Annotated in this window: 19 protein-coding genes and 1 pseudogene; 4 read left to right on the top strand and 16 right to left on the bottom strand. The window is 70.3% G+C overall.

What is annotated here, in order from left to right; all coding sequences use genetic code 11:
* Nucleotides 1–13: 13 nt before the first annotated feature.
* Both U7230_RS10370 and U7230_RS10365 read right to left on the bottom strand, forming a co-directional pair.
* On the bottom strand, nucleotides 14–637 hold the full coding sequence (locus U7230_RS10370) for a hypothetical protein (protein WP_324715771.1): 624 nt from the start codon (nucleotides 635–637) through the stop codon (nucleotides 14–16).
* A 94-nt stretch (nucleotides 638–731) separates the two neighbouring features.
* Nucleotides 732–1,202 (bottom strand): peroxiredoxin, encoded by a 471-nt coding sequence (locus tag U7230_RS10365; protein ID WP_324715770.1) that lies wholly within the window; start codon nucleotides 1,200–1,202, stop codon nucleotides 732–734.
* Nucleotides 1,203–1,304: 102 nt separating this feature from the next.
* Here U7230_RS10365 and U7230_RS10360 point away from each other — a divergent pair, with 102 nt between their 5' ends.
* Nucleotides 1,305–2,099, top strand: a complete 795-nt coding sequence (locus tag U7230_RS10360) for an SDR family oxidoreductase (protein WP_324715769.1) — start codon at nucleotides 1,305–1,307, stop codon at nucleotides 2,097–2,099.
* A 52-nt stretch (nucleotides 2,100–2,151) separates the two neighbouring features.
* Here U7230_RS10360 and U7230_RS10355 read toward each other — a convergent pair whose 3' ends face one another.
* The 4 genes from U7230_RS10355 to U7230_RS10340 all read right to left on the bottom strand — a co-directional run bounded on the left by U7230_RS10355 (nucleotide 2,152) and on the right by U7230_RS10340 (nucleotide 10,049).
* Nucleotides 2,152–3,246, bottom strand: a complete 1,095-nt coding sequence (locus tag U7230_RS10355) for a hypothetical protein (RefSeq protein WP_324715768.1) — start codon at nucleotides 3,244–3,246, stop codon at nucleotides 2,152–2,154.
* 26 nt (nucleotides 3,247–3,272) lie between these two features.
* Nucleotides 3,273–4,634 (bottom strand): c-type cytochrome, encoded by a 1,362-nt coding sequence (locus U7230_RS10350; protein ID WP_324715767.1) that lies wholly within the window; start codon nucleotides 4,632–4,634, stop codon nucleotides 3,273–3,275.
* Between the two features lie 173 nt (nucleotides 4,635–4,807).
* Complete coding sequence (locus U7230_RS10345) at nucleotides 4,808–9,352, bottom strand: DEAD/DEAH box helicase (protein WP_324715766.1); 4,545 nt, start codon at nucleotides 9,350–9,352, stop codon at nucleotides 4,808–4,810.
* A 49-nt stretch (nucleotides 9,353–9,401) separates the two neighbouring features.
* Nucleotides 9,402–10,049 carry a CBS and ACT domain-containing protein gene (locus tag U7230_RS10340; RefSeq protein WP_324715765.1) on the bottom strand — a complete coding sequence of 216 codons (648 nt, stop codon included), beginning with the start codon at nucleotides 10,047–10,049 and terminating at the stop codon, nucleotides 9,402–9,404.
* Between the two features lie 280 nt (nucleotides 10,050–10,329).
* Here U7230_RS10340 and U7230_RS10335 point away from each other — a divergent pair.
* Nucleotides 10,330–10,533: pseudogene (locus U7230_RS10335) on the top strand (DUF402 domain-containing protein); the annotation flags it as partial.
* 17 nt (nucleotides 10,534–10,550) lie between these two features.
* On the opposite strand, the gene U7230_RS10330 reads toward U7230_RS10335, so the two are convergent.
* The 6 genes from U7230_RS10330 to U7230_RS10305 form a co-directional block, all read right to left on the bottom strand.
* Entirely contained in the window at nucleotides 10,551–11,537 is a 987-nt protein-coding gene (locus U7230_RS10330) for a DMT family transporter (protein WP_324715764.1), read from the bottom strand.
* A gap of 41 nt (nucleotides 11,538–11,578) precedes the next feature.
* Nucleotides 11,579–11,866: a YciI family protein gene (locus U7230_RS10325; RefSeq protein ID WP_324715763.1), complete on the bottom strand. Its 288-nt coding sequence runs from the start codon at nucleotides 11,864–11,866 to the stop codon at nucleotides 11,579–11,581.
* A 7-nt stretch (nucleotides 11,867–11,873) separates the two neighbouring features.
* Nucleotides 11,874–12,599, bottom strand: a complete 726-nt coding sequence (locus U7230_RS10320) for a sensor histidine kinase (RefSeq protein ID WP_324715762.1) — start codon at nucleotides 12,597–12,599, stop codon at nucleotides 11,874–11,876.
* A gap of 69 nt (nucleotides 12,600–12,668) precedes the next feature.
* Nucleotides 12,669–13,457 (bottom strand): ABC transporter ATP-binding protein, encoded by a 789-nt coding sequence (locus tag U7230_RS10315; RefSeq protein ID WP_404980662.1) that lies wholly within the window; start codon nucleotides 13,455–13,457, stop codon nucleotides 12,669–12,671.
* 16 nt (nucleotides 13,458–13,473) lie between these two features.
* Nucleotides 13,474–14,445, bottom strand: a complete 972-nt coding sequence (locus U7230_RS10310; RefSeq protein ID WP_324715760.1) for an ABC transporter permease — start codon at nucleotides 14,443–14,445, stop codon at nucleotides 13,474–13,476.
* Entirely contained in the window at nucleotides 14,442–15,425 is a 984-nt protein-coding gene (locus U7230_RS10305; RefSeq protein ID WP_324715759.1) for an ABC transporter substrate-binding protein, read from the bottom strand. Before U7230_RS10305 ends, U7230_RS10310 begins: the two co-directional genes overlap by 4 nt.
* A gap of 113 nt (nucleotides 15,426–15,538) precedes the next feature.
* On the opposite strand from U7230_RS10305, the gene U7230_RS10300 reads away from it, so the two are divergent.
* Both U7230_RS10300 and U7230_RS10295 read left to right on the top strand, forming a co-directional pair.
* Entirely contained in the window at nucleotides 15,539–16,675 is a 1,137-nt protein-coding gene (locus U7230_RS10300; RefSeq protein ID WP_324715758.1) for a DUF2600 family protein, read from the top strand.
* Between the two features lie 49 nt (nucleotides 16,676–16,724).
* A complete protein-coding gene (locus tag U7230_RS10295; RefSeq protein WP_324715757.1) occupies nucleotides 16,725–17,948 on the top strand; it encodes a pyridoxal phosphate-dependent aminotransferase in 1,224 nt (407 codons plus the stop codon).
* Here the strand turns inward: U7230_RS10295 and efeU are convergent.
* The 4 genes from efeU to udk form a co-directional block, all read right to left on the bottom strand.
* The gene (gene efeU, locus U7230_RS10290; RefSeq protein ID WP_324715756.1) at nucleotides 17,888–18,724 is read right to left on the bottom strand and encodes an iron uptake transporter permease EfeU; all 837 of its coding nucleotides are present in this window, start codon (nucleotides 18,722–18,724) and stop codon (nucleotides 17,888–17,890) included. The two genes, U7230_RS10295 and efeU, sit on opposite strands and share 61 nt — an antisense overlap.
* A 145-nt stretch (nucleotides 18,725–18,869) precedes the next feature.
* Nucleotides 18,870–20,030 (bottom strand): peptidoglycan DD-metalloendopeptidase family protein, encoded by a 1,161-nt coding sequence (locus U7230_RS10285; protein WP_324715755.1) that lies wholly within the window; start codon nucleotides 20,028–20,030, stop codon nucleotides 18,870–18,872.
* Between the two features lie 365 nt (nucleotides 20,031–20,395).
* Entirely contained in the window at nucleotides 20,396–20,998 is a 603-nt protein-coding gene (locus tag U7230_RS10280) for a superoxide dismutase (RefSeq protein WP_324715754.1), read from the bottom strand.
* 81 nt (nucleotides 20,999–21,079) lie between these two features.
* Nucleotides 21,080–21,733: a uridine kinase gene (gene udk / locus U7230_RS10275; protein WP_324718228.1), complete on the bottom strand. Its 654-nt coding sequence runs from the start codon at nucleotides 21,731–21,733 to the stop codon at nucleotides 21,080–21,082.
* Nucleotides 21,734–21,851 lie beyond the last annotated feature (118 nt).

Below are 21,851 nucleotides of genomic sequence, written 5' to 3'. Positions count from 1 at the left end.
TCCGGCCGGCCGCCTACCAGTTCTCTTCGAGGCCGGCGGCGAGCCGCAGGGAGGAGGGCCCGCCGTCGCTCAGGGCGGCGTAGCGGAACTGCAGGTAGAGCCCCGAAAACCACCCCGGCTCCACGACCCATACGGCGCGATCGGGGGCCAGCGCCGGTACCTCCCGGTTCCACATGGCCGGGTAATAAGCCGCCGCCAGCGAGCCATACCGCAAGCCGATGCCCGCGAGCGTGCCGTCCAGGAAGGGGAAACGCCTCAGCGTGTAATAGACGCCGAAGCTCGGGCGGCCGGTCCGGTATGACTCTATGAGGGCCGAGAGCCGGAAGTCCCACTCCGCCGGGCCGCTCGTGAGGGCACCCTGGATGCTCGCTCCGAGGGTCGCGATGCCGAGCTCGCTCGGCTGCAGAGGAAGCTTGACACCCGCGCCCCAGTCGAGGCCGTGCACCTGCTCGTTGAGACCCCACAGGAAGCCGGCGCGCCACTGCAACTGAGGTTGAGGGGGCAACAGCGCCGCCGCAGGCCGCGCTCCGGCCAGCACCAGGGCTGTCGCCAGCCACCCTGCGAGCGGCGCGCCGCGGACGACGGGCCCCGTCCTCACGCCGGCCCCTCGCGAAACCGGCCGCCACCATGCGCGCATCGAGTCGACGCCTCCTTGCCGTCGGGCCGTTGGGGATCGGTGTTGGCGGCCGGGCGGTCGATTCCCTCCTGCCGGGAGGTCGTGCGAGGGCCGCTCAGCGGCGGGCTGCGGCCCGCGCCTCGTCGAGCGCGCGGAGGACCTCGTCGACGTGGCCGTCGACCTTGACGTTCTCGAAGATCCGGTGGACACGGCCCTGCGGGTCCACCAGAAACGTGGTGCGCCGGGCGCTCGTGCCTTTCTCGTTGAGGAGCCCGAGGCCGGACGTGATGGACTTGTCCGCGTCCGAGATGAGCGGGAAGCGCAAGCCGTAGGCGTCGGCGAAGCTCTGGTGAGAACGGGGGCTGTCCACGCTGACGCCCACCACCTCCGCCTGGCGCTGCCGCAGCGCGTCGAGCGCCGCGTTGAACGCCTGCGCCTCGCGGGTGCACCCCGACGTCTTGTCCTTCGGGTAGAAGTAGAGCACCAGCCACTTGCCGAGGAAATCCTTCGTGGAAATCCGGGTGCCTGCCTGGGTGAGGCCGGCCACCTCCGGCATCGGGTCTCCGGGTCGCACGTTGACTGCCACTTTCGTGCCTCCTCTTCCGCCACATTGTGACGAGCCCCCGGGCGGCTTTCAAGGGAACGGGATGCGTGGCTCGAATTGGATGGGCCGAGGAGGCGATCGGGCTTGGAGCTGGGTCTTGCGGGTAAGGTCGCAGTGGTGGCAGCTGCCTCCGAGGGGCTGGGCTATGCGGCTGCGCGCGCCCTGGCGAAGGAGGGGGCGTCGCTCGCCGTCTGTTCACGGCGGGCCGACGCCATCGAACGGGCGGCCCGGGCCATCCGGGAAGAGACCGGAGCCAGGGTCGTCGCGGTGCCGGCCGACGTGAGCCGGGCCGCGGACGTGGACCGGTTCGTCGGCGAGATCGACCGCGCCTTCGGCAAGGTCGACGTCCTGGTCAACAACGCCGGCGGGCCGCGGGCCGGCGGATTCTTCGACATGCACGACGGCGACTGGCAGACGGCCTTCGACCTGCTGGTGATGAGCGTGATCCGCATGGTGCGGGGCATCGTCCCGCTGATGCGCAAGAGCGGCCACGGCGGCAGCATCATGACCCTCACGTCGTACAGCCTCAAGGAGCCGGTGCGCGGGCTCGCGCTCAGCAACACCATGCGGGCCGCCCTGGCCGGCCTCTCCAAGACGCTGGCCGACGAGCTCGGGCCGGAGGGGATCCGGGTCAACGTCATCGTGCAGGGGCGCTTTGCCACGGAGCGATTGCGGGAGCTGGACACCATCCGGGCCCAGAAGGAGGGCATCTCCTACGACGAGGTGGTCAAGCGGTCGACGGCCACCATTCCCCTGCGCCGTTACGGCGACCCGGAGGAGCTTGCCCGGGTGATCGTCTTCCTGGCGTCCGACGCAGCGAGCTACGTCACCGGCGCGGCCTGGACCATCGACGGAGGCCTCGTACGAAGCCTCCTTTGAGCGCAGGCCGGAGCCCGCGACGAGAGTCCCGGGCTCCGGCCTCTTGCATGCCTCAGGCAAGCCCCCGCGTGTCGTCGAGCCCGCTCCGCCACGGGTACCGCCACAGCAGGTACCCGACGAAGACGAGCCCGGCAACCAGCAGCAGCGCGAACAGGATGAACTGCGGCCACTGTGGCGCCAGCTTCCACGCCTCCGGGGAGATGGCCGGCTGGAGCGAGGCCATGCGGACCCCATGGCGGGCGATGGCCAACCCGACCGCCATGGTCACGGTGAACAGCGACGCCACCACGGCGAGCAGGCCCCGGGACCGGGCCCGCTCCGCCGCCAGCCACGCCACCAGCATGACGGCGCCGGACAGGAGGGCCACCGCGGCGCCCAGGTCTTGCAGGGTGCCGTGGCGTAGCGTGACGGGCAAGGCCACGTAGTACCACAAGGAGACCGGGATCTGGAGCACCGCGGACCCGATCAGCCATCGCAGCCCCATTCGGCGCAGGGTTTGCCCGGCCTGCGCGTTGGTGCCGGTGAGCACGTGGCCGGCCGCCAGCGCGTAGCTCGCACCGATGACGAGGAAGTTGAGCAGCGCGTGCAGGTAGCGAGGCAACAGCGTGGGTTCTCCCGTGTTGAGAGCCGTGCCGCTCAGGTTGAACAGGGCCGGAAAGCGCTCGGGATGGGCGTAGAGGCTCATGTTGTTGACCATCACGAAGGCCACCCACGCAAACGCCGCCAGGGCGACGACCAGGCCGGCCGTGCGGTTCACGCCGTCCCGCTGGCCGAGCGCCCAGGCATACAGCCCGTAGTAGCCCACGATGAGCACGGGAATGACGCTGAACCACGCCCAGCCCATGAAGACCGACCCGGTGTAGAAGAACTGGCCGAACAACAGCTGCACGAACAACAGCGGCGCCACCCCGATCGTGATGGCGAACGCCATGGCGACCGGCAGGGCCTGCGCGAGGTGGCCGCCCAGCACCCGCCCCACGCCGGTCTCCCTCAGGCTGCCCGAGACTCCCGCCAGGGCCAGGGCGCTCCCTCCCACGACGACGCCCACGAAGAGGCTGTGGAGGATGTACGTGAAGACCAGCAAGAACTGCAGCAGAGCCGGCGGCGCCGGGATCCCGATAGGATCAGGAGCCGGAATCAAAGGCATCGACCCAACCTCCTCTCCCGTTTCCATCACAGGACCGGCTCGCCCGGCAGAGGACGCCTGGGCGCCTCGGCCTGGGTCGCCTCGGTTGCCGGGTTGAGCGTCGCAAGCCAGCGTGCCAGCGCCTGGCGTTCCTCGGTCGTGCCGAAGAACGGCGGCATGTACCCTTTGAGCATGTCGAGATGGCTGAGCTGGAAGTCGATGTACTGCTCGCTCCACCCCTTCACCAGCGGCTTGACGTCGTTGTAGCCGTCGAGGACGTGACAGCTGGAGCACTGCAACCGGAAGATCTCCGCTCCGACGGCGATCTGCTGAGCGGGATCGGCCATCCCGGCGGTCGCGACCCGGGCCAGATCCGGACGGGCAAAGCGCGCCTGGGACAGCACGCCGGCTTCGGCCAGTTGGCGCTCCTGCCAGGCGAAGACGCCGTTGGAGTAAAGGTAGCCGTAGATCGTGTAGGGCTTGCGGATGCCCTCCCGCACCCACTCGGTGCCGCCCGTGGTGATGAGGCCTGCGGCCAGTAGCGTCCACGCCAGGGCGGACGAGGCGAGGGCCGGCCGGCGCAGCGGCCCCAGAGCTCCCACGGCGAAGATGACCACCGAGAGGGCCAGGCTCAACATGAACATGATGGAGACGGCCGCGGCGCCCCCCATCACCAGCGACCTCGGCCCGGACGGTACCACCGCGACATACCAGACCGCGGAAAGCGGGAGCACGACCATGGGCGGTACGAGCCACCACGAGGCGAAGCGCACGACCTGCTCCCGTAGCTCCCGGGACCCGATCTTCACCCCGGTGAACAGGCCCCACAGCCCGGCCAGCGCGGCGGCGGCCGCGATGCGGCCGACGAGCGACGGAAGGTACGTGGGATTGAAGAACCCGTCCCAGAAGTTGCCCGTCTCGAGCCACCGGCCGGGCGTCAACATGAAGCTCAGGATGCCGTTGATGATGACCAGCGACATGGTGGAGCCCACCACGTAGCTGTACCCGTAGAGCAGGTGCGTGCGGCCATCGGCCCGGTCCCAGGAGGCGACGTAGAGCAGGATGGACGCGATCTCGAGAATGAAGAAGACCCACTCCATCGCCCATCCCCAGACGAACGTGCGGATGAGCACGGAAGTGGTCTGCGGGTTGATGAGCCCGATGGTGAACCAGATGCCGACCCCTGTCAGCGCCCCGAACACGACGGTCAACAACAGGAAGAAACGGGAGTGGTTCTTGACGTACGCGAGGAGGTCGGCGTTTTGGGTACGCCGCGCCCATCGCTCGGCGGCGACCAGGTACCATGACCCGCCCACCGCGAACATCGCCACGTAGACGTGGAGAATGGACACGATGGCGATGAGCAGCGGTCCCCCGAGCCGCGGTACGTCCCAGATGGGATAGTTCACCAGGTCACCCCTCCCAACCGTAATAGGAACGTAATAGTAAGGAGAACCGTCCGCCCTAGGGCGACTGTATCAAGCGGGCGGTACGGTCCCCAGGGGAAAGGAGTAGGGAGACTTGTCACACAGAAAACTCCAGTCAATGGCGGGCAGAGCTACGCCGAACGGCGGACGGGGTGCTACGGTCCGCACTGCGTGCTGGTTCCGTGCCATTCCGTAGGCCGGCCGCCCGAGAACGGGTCGAGCCAGTGCTCCAGCGTGCGGGGCCCTTCGATGAAGCCGGCGTCTTTCAGCCACGCGGCCTCACCGCTCTTGCGGGCCTCGCCCACGGGGCGGCCCTGGATGGAGCGGACCACCAGGCGCCGCCCCTGGCCGGTGGCGGTGAGGCGCTCCAGGAAGAGGCGGGCAGCCCGGACGAGGGTTTGGGGGCTCGCCCCGGGTGCAAACCAGAGCGACCCCGAAGCTACTTGAACCAGCAGCACCGGCATCCCGTCCGCCAGTACGCACCAGGCGCCCTCTGCTCTGGGCCCTGGCGGCCACCACGCCGGCGGCGCGGCGAAGTGGAGGGGGAGCAGCACCGGATCGCGCAACGAAGCGGCCCACATGGTCTCAGAGCGGGGCTCGTGCCACTCTCTCAGGACATCGACGAGCTCCTTCGGGGCGAACTGCTCTCCGCTGAGCCCTTCCACGAAGTACCCCCGCACGACGCCGCCGCGCGCCTCCTGTTGCTCCAGGGCCTGGGCGACGTGTGCCCAGGGCAGCGGCACCCCCTCCTGCCGGTGGAGCTCCCGGGCGACGACCCCGTAACGCTCCACCAGCGCCCTGGCCCACGCGGAGGCGGGCGATGGCCCATCCGGAAGAGGGAGGACCCCGTAGAACCGGGTGGTGTCGAGGTCGCCGGCCATGCTCACGGCGGCTTGCCGCGACCGGAGGGCCGCGAGGCGGGCTCTTTCGCGAGCCGCCTCTCGCATCCGGCGCCCCAGGGCCCGGTATCCGGCAGGTCCCAGCGGGCCAGGCCGCGACTTTGGGAGCTGCGGCCCCGGTAACCCTTCCGCACCCAGCCGTTCGACCAGCGCCATGGCCTCGGCCGAGGCGAGCCCCTGGCGGACGAGGCGGGTCAGGCCATCCCGTATCGCCGGCTCGGGCAGCCCGAGGCGGCCGGCGAGCTCCCAGGGAAACCAGCTCCCGCCGGCGCCGAGGGCTTCGAGGAGCGGCCGATCCCCGGGGTCGAGCGCTTCCGCCCGGGAGTCCGTCTCGAACAGCGCGGCCACCAGGGGCAGCTCGGCTCGGGGAAAGACGGTCCAGAGCGAAGGGCCGGCGCCTCGGGGCGCGGGCTCGCCGCCGGCGCCTGCGCGGGGCGATGCAGGCACGCGCAGCCAGCCGAGGCGCCCGGCCGCCACCGCTGCGGCCAGGAGCTGAGAGGCCCTGGGCCCCAGGCGTACCGGCAACAGCACCCTCAGCCAGTCGCGGTACGGCGCGGACCACCCCATCAAGCGGCGCGCCGCCTCGGCGGCCGCGTCAGGGGCGAGCGCCGTGCCGGACGGGAAAAGAGCAGGCGGCTGGCCTTCGCTCGGCACGAGCCTGTGCCGGGCCGCAAGGAAGCGCAAGAAGGCGGCCAGGGAGATCGGCTCGCTGAGCTGGCGGGCCTGGATGAGCGTCAGCCGGCGCATCTCGACCAGGGCCGGCGTGGCGACGAAGCGAGCGGGGCCGCCCTCCTCCAGCACCCCGTGCACCAGGTCGCCGGAAGCGACCAGCTCCATGAGCGCCCGCTCCACCAGCGGGAGGCTCAGCCCGTAGCGCCGGGCCGCCGCTTCGGCATCCAACGGGCCGCCGGCCAGCGCTTTGCGCTCGAGCAGCATCCGGGCCGCGTCCTGGGCCTCGGGCCCTTCCTCCCGGCGTGCCGCTTGCAGGAGGGGAAGGATCCCTTCGTGGATCCACAGGCCCCCCTCGTGCGTGACCCGGCCCTGTTCGGCCAGCCTCTCGAGCCACTCGCGAGCCGTGGGCCGTTGCTCGTGGCCCAGCATGGCGGCCAATTCGTCGTCGGACACGTCCCCTGCGTGCCGCAGCCACTCGTCCATTTCCTGGATGGAGCGAGGGGGGCGTTGCCGCAGCCAGGGGGGAAAGGCCCGCCGCCGGGAGACTTCCCGGATGGCGTCCGGGTGGAGCAAACGCGGTAGGCTACCGTCTGCGGCGGCCTCCTGCAGCGCCTGCGGCGCCGTCCCCATCAAGACCGCCGCCTGCCGCTCCGCCTTGGGGGCGTCGGGCTCGTAGAGGAAGGTGGCGGTGAACTGGAAGAGGAGCGATGCGGCAAAGGGCGAGGGGGCAGGCAACGTGACCGTCCGCACCTCGACCTCGCCCGTTCGTATCGCCCGTACCAGCGCGGCCATGGCGGTCACGTCCAGGACGTCCTGGCGGGCTTCCCGGAGGGCCTCCCGCACGAGCACACCCGGCCGCTGCCCATGGGCGGACTGCAGCAGCATCAGGTCGGCGGCGCGCAGTCGCTGTTGCCACAGGGGCAACCGCCTGCGCCGGTGGGGGCGGGTGATGAGCAGCGCGCGGCCTGCGGCCTCCCGGAACAGCTGGGCGACGAGGTGGGTACCCGGAAGCTCGGCGTCGATCAGGCTCTCCGGGTCCTCTCCCTCGAGCGCTACCAGGGGGGAGGCATCCTCCAGGAGGTACTCGCCGGGCAATCTCAGCAGTATCCCGTCGTCGGCCACCGCGGTGTCGAGCTCCAGCCCGAGGTGACGGCGAGCCCAGGCGATTTGCGCCAGGGCCCAGGCCTGGTTGAGCCGGCGCCCCAGGGGCGAGTGGATGGCGAGGCGCCGGTCTCCCAGCTCGTCGGGAAAGCTCTCGACCACGACCCGGTGCGGCCCGGGCAGGGTGCCGCACGCCCTGAGCTGGCGCGTCAGGTAGTCGACCAGGGCGCCGGCGGCATCGTCGTCAGCGTGGCACTCCTGCCGGATGCGGGCCCGGCCGGCCGCCTCCTGGCCCGCGGCGAGCAGCGGCTCGAGCTCTTCGAGCAGCGTGGCGACGTGGCGGCCCAGGTGGGAGGAGCGGCTGAGGCCCTCGCCCCTCCAAAACGGCACTTTGGCCACGACGCCGGAGGCACGGCTGACCAGGACGCGGTCCGGGCGGATGGCCTCCACGCGCCAGGCGCCCATCCCCAACCAGAAGACGTCACCCCTGCGCGTCTCGTAGACGAACTCCTCGTCGAGCTCGCCCAGCCGCACGTCCGTGCCGGAAAGGTAGACGGGATACGTGCCCCGATCCGGGATGGTGCCCGCGTTGGCGTACAACACGGTCCGGGTCGCATCGATTCCCCGGATCGCTCCGTCCCGGCGGTCCCAGGCGATCCTCGGCCGGACGGGCACGTCGGGCCGGCCGGGCGTCTCGCCGGCCAGCAGGCCCAGCACCTCGTGCCACATTTCCTCGGAAATGCCCGAGAAAGACGCGGTGCGCCGCACGAGGGCCAGCAGCTCGGGCTCGCGCCAGGGCCGGATGGTGGCTGCCCCGGCGACGAACTGGGCCAGCACGTCCGCCGGCTGCCGCACCGGCGCCAGCGGCTCGATGTCGAAGCGGGCAATGGCCCGGGCGCAGGCGGCCGCCTCCAGCAGGTCCGAAGGATGCTTGGGCAGGATGCGTCCTTTGGCCGACGCGTGGACCGCGTGCCCGGACCGCCCGACCCGCTGCAGCCCCTGGGCGACCTCCGGAGGCGACTCGACGTGCACCACGAGATCGATGAAGCCCACATCGATCCCCAGTTCCAGCGTGGCGGTGGCGATGACGGCCTTCAGCTCGCCTGCCTTGAGCGCCTGTTCGACGTAGAGACGGCTGGCCCGGGCCATGCTCCCGTGATGGGTCAGCGCCAGGCGCCGCCCCGCCAGTTCGTTGACCAGGTGGGTGAGGCGCTCGGCCTGGCGCCGGTTGTTGACGAAGACCAGGGTGGAACGATGGCTTTCGATGAGATCCACCAGGCGGCGGGCGATGCTGGGCCAGATGGTGCCCTCCGGGGCGGAGGGGAACGCGGCGGCGGGCAAGATCACCTGCAGGTCCATGGTGCGGCGGGCGCCGGCGTCGACCACTTCGGCGCCAGGCTGCCGGGTGCCGGTGAGGAAGCGAGCGGCCTCCTCGAGGGGCCGGATGGTGGCCGACAGGCCGATGCGCTGCACCCGGCGGCCGGCCAGCTCGTCGAGCAGCTCCAAACACAGCGCCAGAAGCGCCCCGCGCTTGGTGGGCAGGAGGGCGTGCAGTTCGTCGACGATGACCCTCCGCACGCTGGCAAGAGCCGGGCGCATGCGGGGCGCCAGCATCATGAGCAACAGCGATTCCGGGGTGGTGACGAGAATGTGGGGAGGCTTCGTGGCCATGGCCCGCCGCCGCGCAGGCGGCGTATCCGACGTGCGAACCCCCACGTCGATGGGAGGAAAGGGCCGCCGGGCCGTTTGTACGAAAAGGCGCTGCAGGTCGCGCAAGGGGAGTTCGAGGCTCCGGTGAATGTCGTGGCTCAGGGCACGCAAGGGCGAGACGTACAGCGTGTGCAGAGCGGGATTCGAGGGGACGGGACGCCGGATCAGGTCGTCGAGGCTCACCAGGAATGCGGCCAGCGTCTTGCCCGAGCCCGTCGGCGCTGCCACGAGCGTATCCCGGCCGGATCGGATGGCGGGCCACGCCATGCGCTGGGCAAGCGTCGGCGCGCCGAAACGCTCCCGGAAGTAGGCCGCCACCGCCGGATCGAAGGAGTCGAGCGGGTCGCCGGTCCCCGCCTGGGTGAGATCACGCAGCGGTGGATGGCGCCTCCCATGCGACGCGGCAGCCGGCGTGCTCGAGCTCGTCGACCAGCTGCGCCATGTCGTTGCCTTCCACGCGGAAGACCAGGTGTGCCTGGCCGGGCGGCGCGGGGGTCGTGACCACGGAGTGGATGTTGAGGCCCCGCTTGGCGATGATGGTCGCGATGCGGGAGAGCTCCCCGGGGCGGTCCGTGCAGTCGATCTCGAGGCGGACTCCCGGCCTGCGCATCCCCAGGAGCTCGACGAACGCGTCGAAGATGTCCGTCTCGGTGATGATGCCCACGAGATGGTCGCCCTCCACGACCGGCAGCCCGCCGATCTTGTGCTGGCGCATCAGGAGCGCCGCCTGCTCGATGGGCTCGTCGGGGCCGACCGTGATGAGGCGCCGGCTCATCGCCTCCTGCACCGTCAGCTTGTCCAGCAGGTAGCGCAGTTCGTAGATACTGAGGGTGGTGGCGGGGGAGGCCGATACCCTCATGAGATCGAGCAGCGTGACGATGCCCACCAGCCGCCCGGCCTGGACGACGGGAAGGCGCCGGATCTTGCGGCCTTCCATCAGGCGCAGCGCCTGGGAGACGGGGGTGGAGGGTTCGACGGTAATGGGATTGGGGGTCATCTTGTCTCTGACACGCATCGGGCCCGTGCCTCCGTTCTACCGGGAGCTTCGGCGGAACACGCCCGGTCTCGTCACCTCAGATGTTCGCCAACCGGCCCGATTACCTCTTCTGACTCGCTGCGGCTGACTTGCTGCGGCCGGACCGCGGGGAGGAGGACGCCAGGTGCTCGTCGTCAAGCTCCGCGCCGATGGGACGGAGCGCATTCGCTACGACGCCGAGCTCATCGGCCGGGAGGGCGCCTTGACCGTCCTGCGGACCCGGTGGGCAGGCGGGCGCTGGGTGACGCCTTTCGTGACGATGGAACCGGGTGACCCGGCGCTCGAGTATTACCGGCCGGGCGCTCGCGCGGTCTATTTGCGCCTGATGGACGGGCAGGGGAGACTGCGGGGCTGGTACGTCGACCTCACGGACGGCGTGGAGGAGACCGGGGAGGGCTTTCGCTACCGCGACGCGGTGCTCGACCTGTTCGTCTACCCCAACGGGCGGCTCCTGGTGCTCGATGGCGACGAGTTCGTCGGCTACGTCCTGGGGCTGCCGCAGGGCCGGGGAGCTTGGGGCACGCCGGGCGTCGACACGGTCCGGGGCGCCGTCGAGGGCCTCCAAGAAGCGGTGCGCCGGCTCCAGGACGGCCTGCCGCCTTTCACGGCGCTGCCCGGAGGTTGAGCCCGTGACGGCCCCGGAGGACGGGTCGATGCGACGACCATGGCGGCCACGACCAGGACGGCGCCGGCGACCTGCGGAGCGGTGAGTCGCTCTCCGAGGAACAGCACCGCCAGCAGCAGGGCGGTCAAAGGTTCACCTGCCGACAGCACCGCGGCGGTGGACGGGCCCACCCGGGCCAGGCCGGCCAGGAAGGCCGGGATGGCGTACGCCGTGGAGAGGAGGGCGAGGGCTGCTCCGGCCGCCCATCCCGGGCCCTCGATGCCCGAGAGGCCCGGGCCGTCCGCCCACGCCATTGCGGCGGTGGTCATGGCGGCCCCCGCCGTCACCCCCACGGCCAGCTGCCACGCGTCGGTGCCGGCGGTCGTCCGCTCGCCCGCCAGGATGTACCCGGCATAGCAACAGGCCGCGCCCAGGGCCAGGAGGACTCCCCGGCCGTCCAGCGGCGCCGGCTGCACCCCGGCGACCAGCGCCGAGCCCGCGACGGCCCCGGCCAGCGACAGCACCTGAGCCGCCCCGGGTGAGCGGCGCCGGACCAGAGCGTCGACCACGCCGACGAGCGCGGGGTAGGTGTAGAAGAGCACCGACGCGACCGAAGCCGGCACGAACTGAAGCGCGCGGAAAAGGCCAATGGCCGTGCCCGCGTAGCCCACCGCCCCCAACAGGAGCGGAGCCGGCCTCAAGGCCTGCCGCGGCCAGCGCCCGGCGAGCGCAGCCACCCCTGTGAGCACGGCAAAGGCCATCGAGAACCGGATGGCCAGCAGGGCGTACGCGCCGGTGCCATGGTCGTAGGCGATGCGGGCGAGCGACGGCATGGCCCCGAACGCGACGGCCGAACTCAGCACCAGGGCCGTGCCTGCCCGGGAGCCATCCGGGTGCCGAGCGCTCAGCGGGACGTCCCACCCGGAGCGCCGAGGTCGAGGGGCTTCCACTCGAGCAGCGTGAAGCGCCGCGCGCCTCCCTGCACGACCGGATCGTCCAGGACGAGCCGGTGGGCTTCGTCCATGGAGGCGACCCGGTAGATCACCATGCCCCCCCGGCCGTCGGCGAAAGGCCCGGCCAGCGCCACCTTCCCTTCCCGGTACAGCCGGCCGACGTATTCCAGATGAGCCGGGCGCAGCCGGGCGTTGGCCTCGGCATCGACGATCCACAGCAGCGCGACCGCGTGCAGCACGGCACCATCACCTCGTCTCCTCCAACGTGGAGCTCGCGAGCGGCAGTTGCAGGATCAACGTGGCTCCGCGCCCGTGTTCTGACCACATGACCAGGCGGCCTCCGTGGAGCTCCTCCACGATCCGGCGGGTCATGAGCAACCCCACGCCCCGGTTGGGCCCGGCCTTGGTGGTCACCGGTTCGCGCAGGAGCCGCGACATCACTTCCGGGGCGATGCCGGGCCCCGAGTCGACGACCCTCACGCTCACCGATCCGACCGGCCCGTCCTCGATCTCGACCCGGATCGTGCCCCCTGTGGGGGTGGCTTCCATGGCGTTGACCAGGACATTGGTGAGAGCCGCCTCGAGAAGCTCGGGATGGCCGCGCACCACCCAGGCGCAGCCCCCCGCCCGGGCAGAAAGGGCGGCCGCCACCCCTGCATGCTTGAACCGGGGGGCCAGCCTGTCCAGGGTCTGGGACACCAGCTCGGCGAGGTCGAAGAGCCGGGTTTCCTCCCGGCGCAGCCGCTCGGACGAGGATGGAGCGCCACCTCCTTGCGGCAGCTCTGCCTCTTCCATGAGGATCGAGACTCGATCGATGGCGTCGAGCGCACGGCGCAAGTACGTCGTGACGAGCGGGCTGGAGCAGGCGCCCAAAGCGGCCTGGGTCGCGGCACGGGCCAGGGCCAGCTCGTTGCGGAGTTGGTGGCGCAGGTGGGAGGAGTCCAGCCAAAACCCCAGCGGAGCCGTTGCCATGAGACTCCCCTTTCGAAACACCTGGCGCCGGCAGGCGGCAGCGAGGAGGTCTGCCCGCCGGCTTTCCGCTCAGGCCAGGATCATCTGGTCATCCGCGAGCACCTCGTGGCATGCGTGGCGGAAGGCTTCGGCGAGATCTCCCACGTCCATCCGCCGGCGCCTTTCGCCTCGCAGGTCCAGCACCACCCGGCCGCGGTGCATGATGACCGTCCGGTCTCCCATGGTCAAGGCGTGTTTGAGGTTGTGGGTCACCATCAACGTCGTGAGGCCCAGATCCCGGACGAGCTGGCGAGTGAGCTCGAGCACGGCCTCGGCCGCCTGCGGATCGAGGGACGCCGTATGCTCGTCCAGGAGCAGCACCCTGGGCTGTCGCGCCGCCGCCATCAGAAGGGCAAGCGCCTGGCGCTGGCCCCCGGAAAGATGGCGCACCGCCACGTGGAGCCGCTGCTCGAGGCCCATCCCCAGCCGGCGCAGGCTCTCCACGACCCACTCCCGGCGGGCAGGGCGCACCGCCGGCGCAAGCGTTCGGCGCCTGCCGGCCGTGAGCGCCAGGACCATGTTTTCTTCTACCGTCAGGGATCCTGCGGTGCCCGCCGCCGGATCCTGGAATACCATGCCGATCCAGCCCGCACGCCGGTGCTGCGGCCAGGCGGTCACCTCGTGCCCGTCCACGACGACCCGGCCCTCGTCCGGCAAGAGGCCGCCGGCGATCACGTGCAGGAGCGTGGTCTTCCCGGCCCCGTTGCTCCCGACCACGGTGGCGAACTCGCCGGCCGCCAGCTCGAGCGAGACGCCGTCCAACGCCGCGCCCTGGCCGCTATGGACGAAGCGTTTGACCACCCGGTCGACGACCAGCATCGAGGAGGGCATCGCCTTACCTCCGCTCCTGGCCGGCCATGACCCCTGGCTGCGGCCGGCCGGCCGCTCCTGCGCGCGGCAGCGCCTGGGCCAGCCGCTGTACGACCCCCCGGCGCGGGTGCCGGCCCGGCTCTCCCGCCACCGAGGGCAGGGCAAGGGCGGCCATGACCAAAAGCGCCGTGATCAGCTTGAGATCGCCGGGGGCCAGCCCCATGGCGAGCGCCACGGCAATGGCCGCCCGGTATCCCACGCTACCGACCAGGGCCGACGAGAGAGCGGCCCACAGCCTTCGCGGGCGGAGGAGCACCTCTCCCACGATGACGGAAGCGAGGCCGGCCACGATGGTGCCGACCCCCATGTTGACGTCCGCGAAGCCCTGGTACTGGGCGGCGAGCGCCCCGGAGAAGGAGACGAGCGCGTTGGAGACGGCGAGGCCGAGGGTCTTGGTCCAGCCCGTCTCGATCCCGCTGCTCGACGCCATCCCTTCGTTGTCACCCGTAGCGCGCAGCGCCAGACCCACTTCGGTGCGCAAAAACCAGTACAGCCCGCCTGCCAGCACGAGCGACGCCACCACGAAGAGCGCGAGCGCCGCCCATCGCGGCCCGATCCCCAGCTCCTGCACGCCCTCAATCAGGGTGGGCATGCGCAGGAGGGCGACATTGGGGCGCCCCATGACCCGGAGGTTGACGGAGTAGAGCCCTGTCATCGTGAGGATGCCTGCCAGCAAGGCCGGCACCTTCAAACGGGCGTGCAGCACGCCGGTACACGCTCCTGCCAGCCCGCCGGCTCCCAGGGCCGCGACGGAGCCCACCAGCGGGTGGTGGCCGGCCCCGATGAGGGTGGCCGCCACCGCTCCGCCCAGCGGGAAGCTGCCGTCCACCGTCAGGTCCGGCACGTTGAGCACCCGGAACGAAAGGTAGACCCCCAGCACCATGATCCCGAACAGGAGCCCCTGCTCGAGGACGGTGCGGACCACGTCCCAGCTCAACGGACGACCTCCGCGGCCTCACGGAGGATGGCGTCGGGGATGGTGACGCCCATCCGGCTGGCGGCTGCCAGGTTGACCACGAGACGCGCGTCCTTCTGGAACTCGATGGGCATCTCCGCGGGAGAAGCCCCGTTGAGCACCCGAAGCGCCATCTCGCCCGTCTGCTGGCCCAGCCGGTAGTAGTCGATGCCCACGGTGGCCAGGCCACCCCTGCGAACGCTGTCTCCCTCACCCACGATGAGGGGCTTGCGAACCTGTTCGGCCACCTTGATGACCGACTCGAGGGCGCTCACGACGGTGTTGTCCGTGAAGACGTAGAACGCGTCGACCCGGCTCGCCAGCGACTGCGCCGCGGTCAGGACGTCGGTGCTGCTGGACGCGCTGGCGGTGAGCACCTCCAGGCCCAGGGTCTTGGCCGCTTGCTGCGTCAACTCGAGCTGCACCTGGGAGTTGACCTCCCCCGCGTTGTAGACGACCCCGACCTTGCGGGCCGAGGGGAGCAGGCGCTTGAGCAGCTGCAGTTGGGCCGATACGGGCGTCATGTCGGAGGTACCCGTGACGTTGGTGCCTGGGCGCTCGAGGCTCTTGACCAGGCGGGCGGCGACCGGGTCCGTCACCGCGGTGATGAGGATCGGGATGGTGGAAGTCGCCTGAGCAGCCGCCTGGGCGGTGGGGGTGGCGATGGCCAGGATGAGATCGACGTTGCTGGCCACCAACTGCTGGGCGATGAGGCGGGCGGTCGACAGGTCGCCCTGGGCGTTTCGGATGTCGTACCGTACGTTCTGGCCCTCCCGCAGGCCATGGGCCGCCAGCGCGTCGACGAAACCCTTCCGGGCGGCGTCCAGCGACGGATGCTCCACGATCTGCACGATGCCGATGTGGTACGTCTTGCCGGTCGAGGCGCTCCCCATCGGCGCCCACGCGACGATACCGAGCGCGGCGATCCACCATGCGAGGAAAAAGCCACGGCCACGCATCATGCATCCAACCCCCTTCGATGCTCCGGCCAGTCGCCTCGGCAGGGTCGGGATCGAGGCTTTTGGACAGCATAAATTAAGACCGCGCCTTCGAAATCCTTCTCGGATGGTGCCGGATGAGCCGTTCCGCTCACCGCCGGATATGGGGAGAGCTGGAGGACGGCGCCTGGCTCGCCTGCATGGCCTGCGCCGCCTTCCTGGGAAGCCGGGCCCTCGCCCGGTGGCGGGTACGGGCCCAGTGCATCCCCGACCCCGAACTGCGTCGCCAGGCCCTGGGCAGCATCGACCACAAGGCGTTCCACAGCCTGGGGGCGGCCACTTTCGGTGCCGCCGTCCCGGCCGTGGCGACGGGTACGATGGTCCGGTTCGTCGTGGCGTACCAGACGATCAGCGACTACCTGGACAGCCTGTGCGACCGCAGCCGCCCTCTCGACGGGCGGCGCCGCCGCCGCCTGCACCAGGCCATGGTCGTCGCTTTGTACCTGCCGGGCGGTGGACCGCCGCTGCCCCTGCCGGACCCCGGGGATGGCGGTTACCTGCACGAACTGGTGCGCGAATGCCGCCGCGCACTCGGCGCGCTGGCAGGGTCCGGGCCCGGCCGGGCGCCGATGCGCGAGGCGCTCGCCAGGGCCCGGCAGCTTGCCCGCCTGTACGCTCAGATGCAGTCACGCAAGCACGGCCCGGCCGGCCGCCGGCGGGCGTCGATGACCCACTGGGCCGCGAGGCTTGCCGTACGAGACTATGCCTGGTGGGAGGTGGCGGCCGCGGCCGGGTCGACCCTTGGCATCTTTGCGCTGGTAGCAGCGGGGGCGCGCCGGGCGGACGGGCATCTGTTGTACCGCATCCGGGCCGCCTACTTTCCCCACGTGGCAGCTCTGCACATCTTGCTGGACTACGCGATCGACCTCCACGAGGACGCGCTGGCGCGCGAGCTCAACTTTGCCGCCTGTTACCCCGGACCGCTCCGCCTCGAGCAGCGCCTGGCGGCCGTCTTTCGGCGCTCGGTGGTCTTCTCCGGCGCCCCGGGCATGGCGGCCTGGCACCGGCTGGTGGTCAGCGGCCTGCCGGCGCTCTACCTGACCGACCCCAAGGCGTCCCACCTGCGGTCGCTCCTCGGTCGGCTGAAGGCGGAGGATCCCTGGGTGAGGCGGCTCGTGCCGGTCTTCCGGGCGTTTCACCGCAAGTTGCCGGCCCCTGACCAGGTACGCCCCCTGGTGCCCGCCTCCACGATGCAGGAGTCGTGCGGCACGTAGGAGAATGCCCGCCGGCAATCCGGCAAGGGCGAGGGGGAGCGCGACCGTCATGCGTCGAGGTTTCGGACCGTCCCGTCGAGCCGAGGAGATCCCGCCCTTCCTGGCCATGGACATCCTGGCCCGGGCTCGCCGCCTCGAAGAGCAGGGCCGCTCGATCATCCATCTCGAGGTCGGGGACCCCGACTTCCCGAGCCCTCCCGACGTCGTCGAGGCAGGGCGCCGGGCGCTGGCCGAGGGCCGGACCCACTACACCGAGGCTCTCGGGATCCCTCGCCTGCGGGAGGCCATCGCCCGCCGGTACTTCACGCTCCACGGCGTGGAGGTCTCCCCGGAGCGAATCGTGGTGGGATCCGGTAGCTCACCCCTGCTGACGATGCTGGCGCTGGCCATCCTCGACCCGGGCGACGAGGTGCTGGTGCCCGACCCCGGTTATTCGTGCTATCCCAATTACGTCCGGGCGGCGGGCGGCGTACCCGTGCAGGTGGACGCGGGCGAGGCGTTCGGTTACCGGCTGAGCGTGGAGGCCCTGGAGCGAGCCGTGACGAACCGCACGAAAGCGCTCATCGTCAACTCGCCCGCCAACCCTACCGGGGTCGTGTACCACCCGGACGAAGTCCGGCAGCTCACGGCTTGGGCAGCCGAAAGAGGCCTGTGGCTCATCTCGGACGAGATCTACCACGGCCTCTCGGATCGACCGGTCGAACCCACCGCGCTCCGGTTCGATCCCGACGCTATCGTGGTCGACGGGTTTTCAAAGCGGTTCGCCATGACCGGATGGCGGCTCGGCTGGTGCGTGGTGCCGGAGGAGCTGGTGCGGCCCCTGATGAAGCTCCAGCAGAACCTGATGGTGTGCGCCCCGGCTGCGGCCCAGGAGGCCGGGATCGTAGCCTTGGAGCAGGGCGAGGGCCACACCCGGGCCATGGCGGAGGAGCTCCGCAGGAGGCGCAGGACCCTGCTCGCCGGGCTGGAGCGCCTGGGGTGGCGCGTGGCGGGGAGGCCGGAAGGCGCCTTCTACGTCCTGGCCGACGTGCGCTCGGTGGCGACCGACTCTCGACGCTTCGCGATCCAGCTCCTCGACCACGCCGGCGTGGCGCTCACTCCCGGCATCGACTTCGGGCCGAGGGCGGAAGGCCATCTGCGTTTTTCGTATGCGGCGCCGGTGGCCGCCATCGAGGAGGCCATCGACCGGATCCACGCCTTCCTCCAAGGCGCTCAGGCGGCCGCAGGAGGAGCCGGGGAGACGGCTGGCCGCACCCGGGTGGCCCCGAAGTAGCGGGCGCCCACCGTACCCACGTAAGCAAGCCAGCCGAGCACCTCGAGCAGCGACGGATCCGCGTTGTAGCCGAACAGCGCCTTGAGCAACTGGCCGGGTACGCTCTGCTCCGGCAACACGGCGCTCATGTCCCACACATGCTCGACGAAGACCGGCAGGATCGCGGCCTCCTGCAGCTCGTGCACGCCGCCTGCCAGCAGCCCGGCGCCGAGCGCGACCAGGAGGGCGCCGGTGAAGAAGAAGAACTTCTGCAGATTGAGCCGCAAGGAGGCCCGCACCATCGCGTACGCAATGGCCACCGCCGCCGCGAGACCCACCAGTGCACCGGCCATCGCGGTCGGATCCGGCTGGAGGAAGAAGACGGCGCCCAGGAACAGCACGCTCTCCACGCCCTCGCGGGTAACGGCCACGAAGGCGAGCGATGCCAGACCCAACAGCTGCCCGCTGGAGAGCGCCCGGTCGACGCGCGCCTCGAGGCGCCCCCGCAGGTGGCGTGCCTGCCCCTGCATCCAGAGGATCATGGACGTCAGCACGCCGGTGGCGAGCAGCATCACCGCTCCTTCGAAGAGCTGCTCTGCCCGCCCTTCGAAGCCGCCGGCGAACCGGGAGAACAACTGGGCCAGCGCCAGGCTCACCGCCACGGCGCCTGCCACGCCGAGCCACACGTAGCGGGACGAGCGGGGCTCACCCACTTTGTGCAGGTATCCGAGGAGGATGGCGACGATGAGCGAAGCCTCGAGACCCTCGCGGAGCATGATCAGGGCTGCGGCTCCCACAAGCTGGACCCCTCTCGCGGGCACCCGGGCAGCCAGCGCCTTACGGGCGCCCCATGGGTTTGCCGCCGCCAGTATACGCGAGGTTACTTAGCCATGTCAATTATGAACGAGAGCAACTATGTGAACCGTCACGGTGCGAGCCCTCTCAGCGGGGCGGGAGCATGGTGAGGGGATCGATGGTCCTCCCGTCCTTCTTGATCCGGAAGTCGAGATGGGGCCCCGTCGAACGCCCGGTCGAGCCGGACCAGGAGATGACCTGGCCCCGCCGCACCTTCTGTCCGACCCGGACGGCCAGCCGGCGGTTGTGCCCGTACAGGGTCTGAAGCCCGCCGCCGTGGTCGATGACCACACCGTACCCGAAGCCGCCCATCCACCCGGCCTGGATGACCACGCCGGACGCAGCGGCCCGCACCGGCGTGCCCACGGGGACCGCGATGTCGACCCCCTCGTGGAACTCCCTCTCGCCGCTGCCGAACGGGGAACTCCGCCAGCCGAAGCTCGAGGTCACCGGCCCCTGCACGGGCCAGAGGAGATACTGGCTGCCCTCGTCGGCCGGCCGGCGATCGGCCGGCAGCCACAGGTGCTGGCCCGGCCTCAGGCTCCGCGCGTCCAGCAGGCCGTTGGCGCGCTGCAGGTCGGACGGGGAAACCTGAAATCGGCGCGCCACCTCCCAGAGGGTGTCCCCGCGCTGTACCACGTAGCGTCCCCACTCGCTCACGGTGCCGCCGATGCCGGCACGGGGCACCAGCAGCCGCATCCCGGCCCGGATCGCCGCCCCGGACAGCCCGTTGAGGGCCTGGAGCGTACGGACGTCGGTGCCGTACAGCGAAGCGATGCCGCTCAACGTGTCACCGTACTTGACCGGATACCACCAGGTGACCTGGACGAGCCGTGAAACGGTGGCCCGATCGGCTCGGCCCGTGGCAGGCAGGCCATGCTGGCGTTGAAAGCGCGCCAGCGCCTGGCGCGTCCCGCTCCCGAAGATCCCATCGAGGCTCAGGTCGTAGCCCAGGCTGAACAGGAGCCGCTGCAAAGCCAGCACGGCTGTGCCTTGCCGGCCGGCGGCCGGTGGGCTATGGGCGAGCGTGCGCAGCCACGGAGGGTACTGCTGAGGCTTGAGGGAGAGCACGGCCGGCGTTGCGGCCCGAGCGGCCAGGGGCCCCGTGGCGCGACCGCCCAGCAAGACTCCCACCGCAAGCCCTGCGAGCATCGCCGCCAGACCCATCCATCCCATGGAACCCCCAAGACGGCGGCGGGTCGTCTCCCGATCCAGCGGCCGGCCGGCCGCCTGGCCATATGTACCCACGTCTCGAACGCCCTCCCCAAGGACCAACAGCCCAGGACCCTCGTGGCAAAACCGTGCCAGGGCACCAGTATGCCCTGCCAGAGTGCGGCCGATTCGCCGGGCGGTACCGGGAGCGGGAGGGCCTTCCACGTGGCGCTCCCAGTCTCCTTCCAGACAGAAACTGGTGAAATCCGGAAAGATGGTGCCCCGCCCCGCCACCGTGGCTTCTTGGCGAAGAGTATACGAGGTAGAAAGCGGTTACAAAACCGCGCTTGCACGCCCGTACGAGACGAGACGTGCAACCCCAGGGGACGACGCGAAAAGAGCTGCCGGCTTGTTGTCCGGGCAGCCCTTTTCACGCTGCGGATCCCTGTCCTGCACTCGCCTCAGCGGGGCAGGGCGTTGAAGCGGCTCTCCACCTTGGACCAGTCCAGGTTGCGGAAGTAGGCGTCGATGTAGGCACCACGGTTGGTGCCGTAGTCGATGTAGTAGGCGTGCTCGTACGTGTCCAGACCGAGGATCGGCGTGGCGTTCCACACGGGGAAGGTGTTTTGCGCGTCGCCGATGTAGTTGAACAGGTACTTGCGATCGTGATCCCACGCCAGCCAGACCCAGCCCCGCGCGGCGAGCCCCGTCGCCTTCAGGTCGGCGGCCCAGCGCTCGTAGCTGCCGAAGTCCTTCTCGATCTGCTGCAAGAGCGCGCCGCCCGGCCTGCCGCCGGTGCCGCCCAGGATGTCGAAGTACAGCTCGTGGTTCTTCATGCCGCCGATGGCGAAGGTGAGATCCACCTTGAGCGCACGGATGAGGCTGTACGTCTGGTTGGCAGCCTTGTAGTCGTCGTCGGTCAGCTCCGCGATCCGCTTCATGAGCTCGTTGTACTTGTTGACGTAGCCCTGGTAGAGCTTGTAATGCTCCGTCATCGTCCGCTCGGAGATGCCGTCCAGCTGGCGGATGGACGCAAAGGTCCTGGCGACCACTTGATCGGCCAAAGCTATCCGCTCCTCCCGAAGATTTGACTATGGTTGACGTTACGAAGCACAGGATAGGATAGCCAGGCCGGTCTCGCCTAGTCAAGAACCCACCGTGGATACGTTGTGTTGCCTCCGCTGGGCCAGGACCGCCTGCACCTTGCTGACCAGGACGTCGATGGCCACCTCATTGAGCCCGCCCTCGGGAATGATGAGGTCGGCGTACCGGCGGGTGGGCTCGACGAATTGCAGGTGCATGGGTCTCACCGTTTCCAGGTACTGGCTCACCACCGACTCGAGGGTGCGGCCTCTCTCCCGGATGTCCCGCAGCAAGCGGCGCAAGACCCGGACGTCGGCGTCGGTGTCGACGAAGAGCTTGATGTCGAGCCGCTCCCGCACCCGGGCATCCTCCAGCACCAGGATCCCTTCGACGATGACGATATCCGCCGGTGCGACCCGGACGGTGGCTCCCGTCCGGGTATACGTGGTGAAGTCGTAGAGGGGCTTCTCGATGGGCCGGCCTGCCGCCAGCTCGTCCAGGTGAGCCACCAGCAGGTCCGTGTCGAAGGCTGCAGGATGGTCGTAGTTGACGCGCCGCCGCTCGTCCAGGGGGAGATGGCTCTGATCCTTGTAGTAGGCGTCCTGCTCGAGGAGCACGGCCTGCGCCCTGGGCACCCGGGCCAGGATGGCGCGCGCCACGGTGGTCTTGCCCGAACCGGTGCCGCCGGCGATGCCGATGAAGACGGGACGTGGCAGGGCTCCTGCACCTCCTCACCCAGGCAGTCTACCACGGACGGGCTCTGGCCCCTTCCTGCGAAACCGGTATACCTTAAATCGCGATGGGACGTATCACCACCTGGAGGGGGCGGCGCCC

Origin of the sequence: Limnochorda sp. L945t (genome assembly GCF_035593305.1) — a bacterium.
Lineage (GTDB): Bacteria > Bacillota > Limnochordia > Limnochordales > Geochordaceae > Carboxydichorda > Carboxydichorda subterranea.
Note: the sequence above shows the minus strand (reverse complement) of the source record. Positions and strands in the feature narration are given on the sequence as shown.

Bases quoted from the DNA above. Each gene is read 5' to 3' on its own strand.
- U7230_RS10370 (WP_324715771.1), bottom strand. From the start codon at position 637: ATGCGCGCATGGTGGCGGCCGGTTTCGCGAGGGGCCGGCGTGAGGACG.
- U7230_RS10355 (WP_324715768.1), bottom strand. From the start codon at position 3,246: ATGCCTTTGATTCCGGCTCCTGATCCTATCGGGATCCCGGCGCCGCCG.
- U7230_RS10340 (WP_324715765.1), bottom strand. From the start codon at position 10,049: ATGCGTGTCAGAGACAAGATGACCCCCAATCCCATTACCGTCGAACCC.
- U7230_RS10320 (WP_324715762.1), bottom strand. From the start codon at position 12,599: ATGGCAACGGCTCCGCTGGGGTTTTGGCTGGACTCCTCCCACCTGCGC.
- U7230_RS10315 (WP_404980662.1), bottom strand. From the start codon at position 13,457: ATGCTGGTCGTCGACCGGGTGGTCAAACGCTTCGTCCATAGCGGCCAG.
- U7230_RS10305 (WP_324715759.1), bottom strand. From the start codon at position 15,425: ATGATGCGTGGCCGTGGCTTTTTCCTCGCATGGTGGATCGCCGCGCTC.
- U7230_RS10300 (WP_324715758.1), top strand. From the start codon at position 15,539: ATGAGCCGTTCCGCTCACCGCCGGATATGGGGAGAGCTGGAGGACGGC.
- U7230_RS10295 (WP_324715757.1), top strand. From the start codon at position 16,725: ATGCGTCGAGGTTTCGGACCGTCCCGTCGAGCCGAGGAGATCCCGCCC.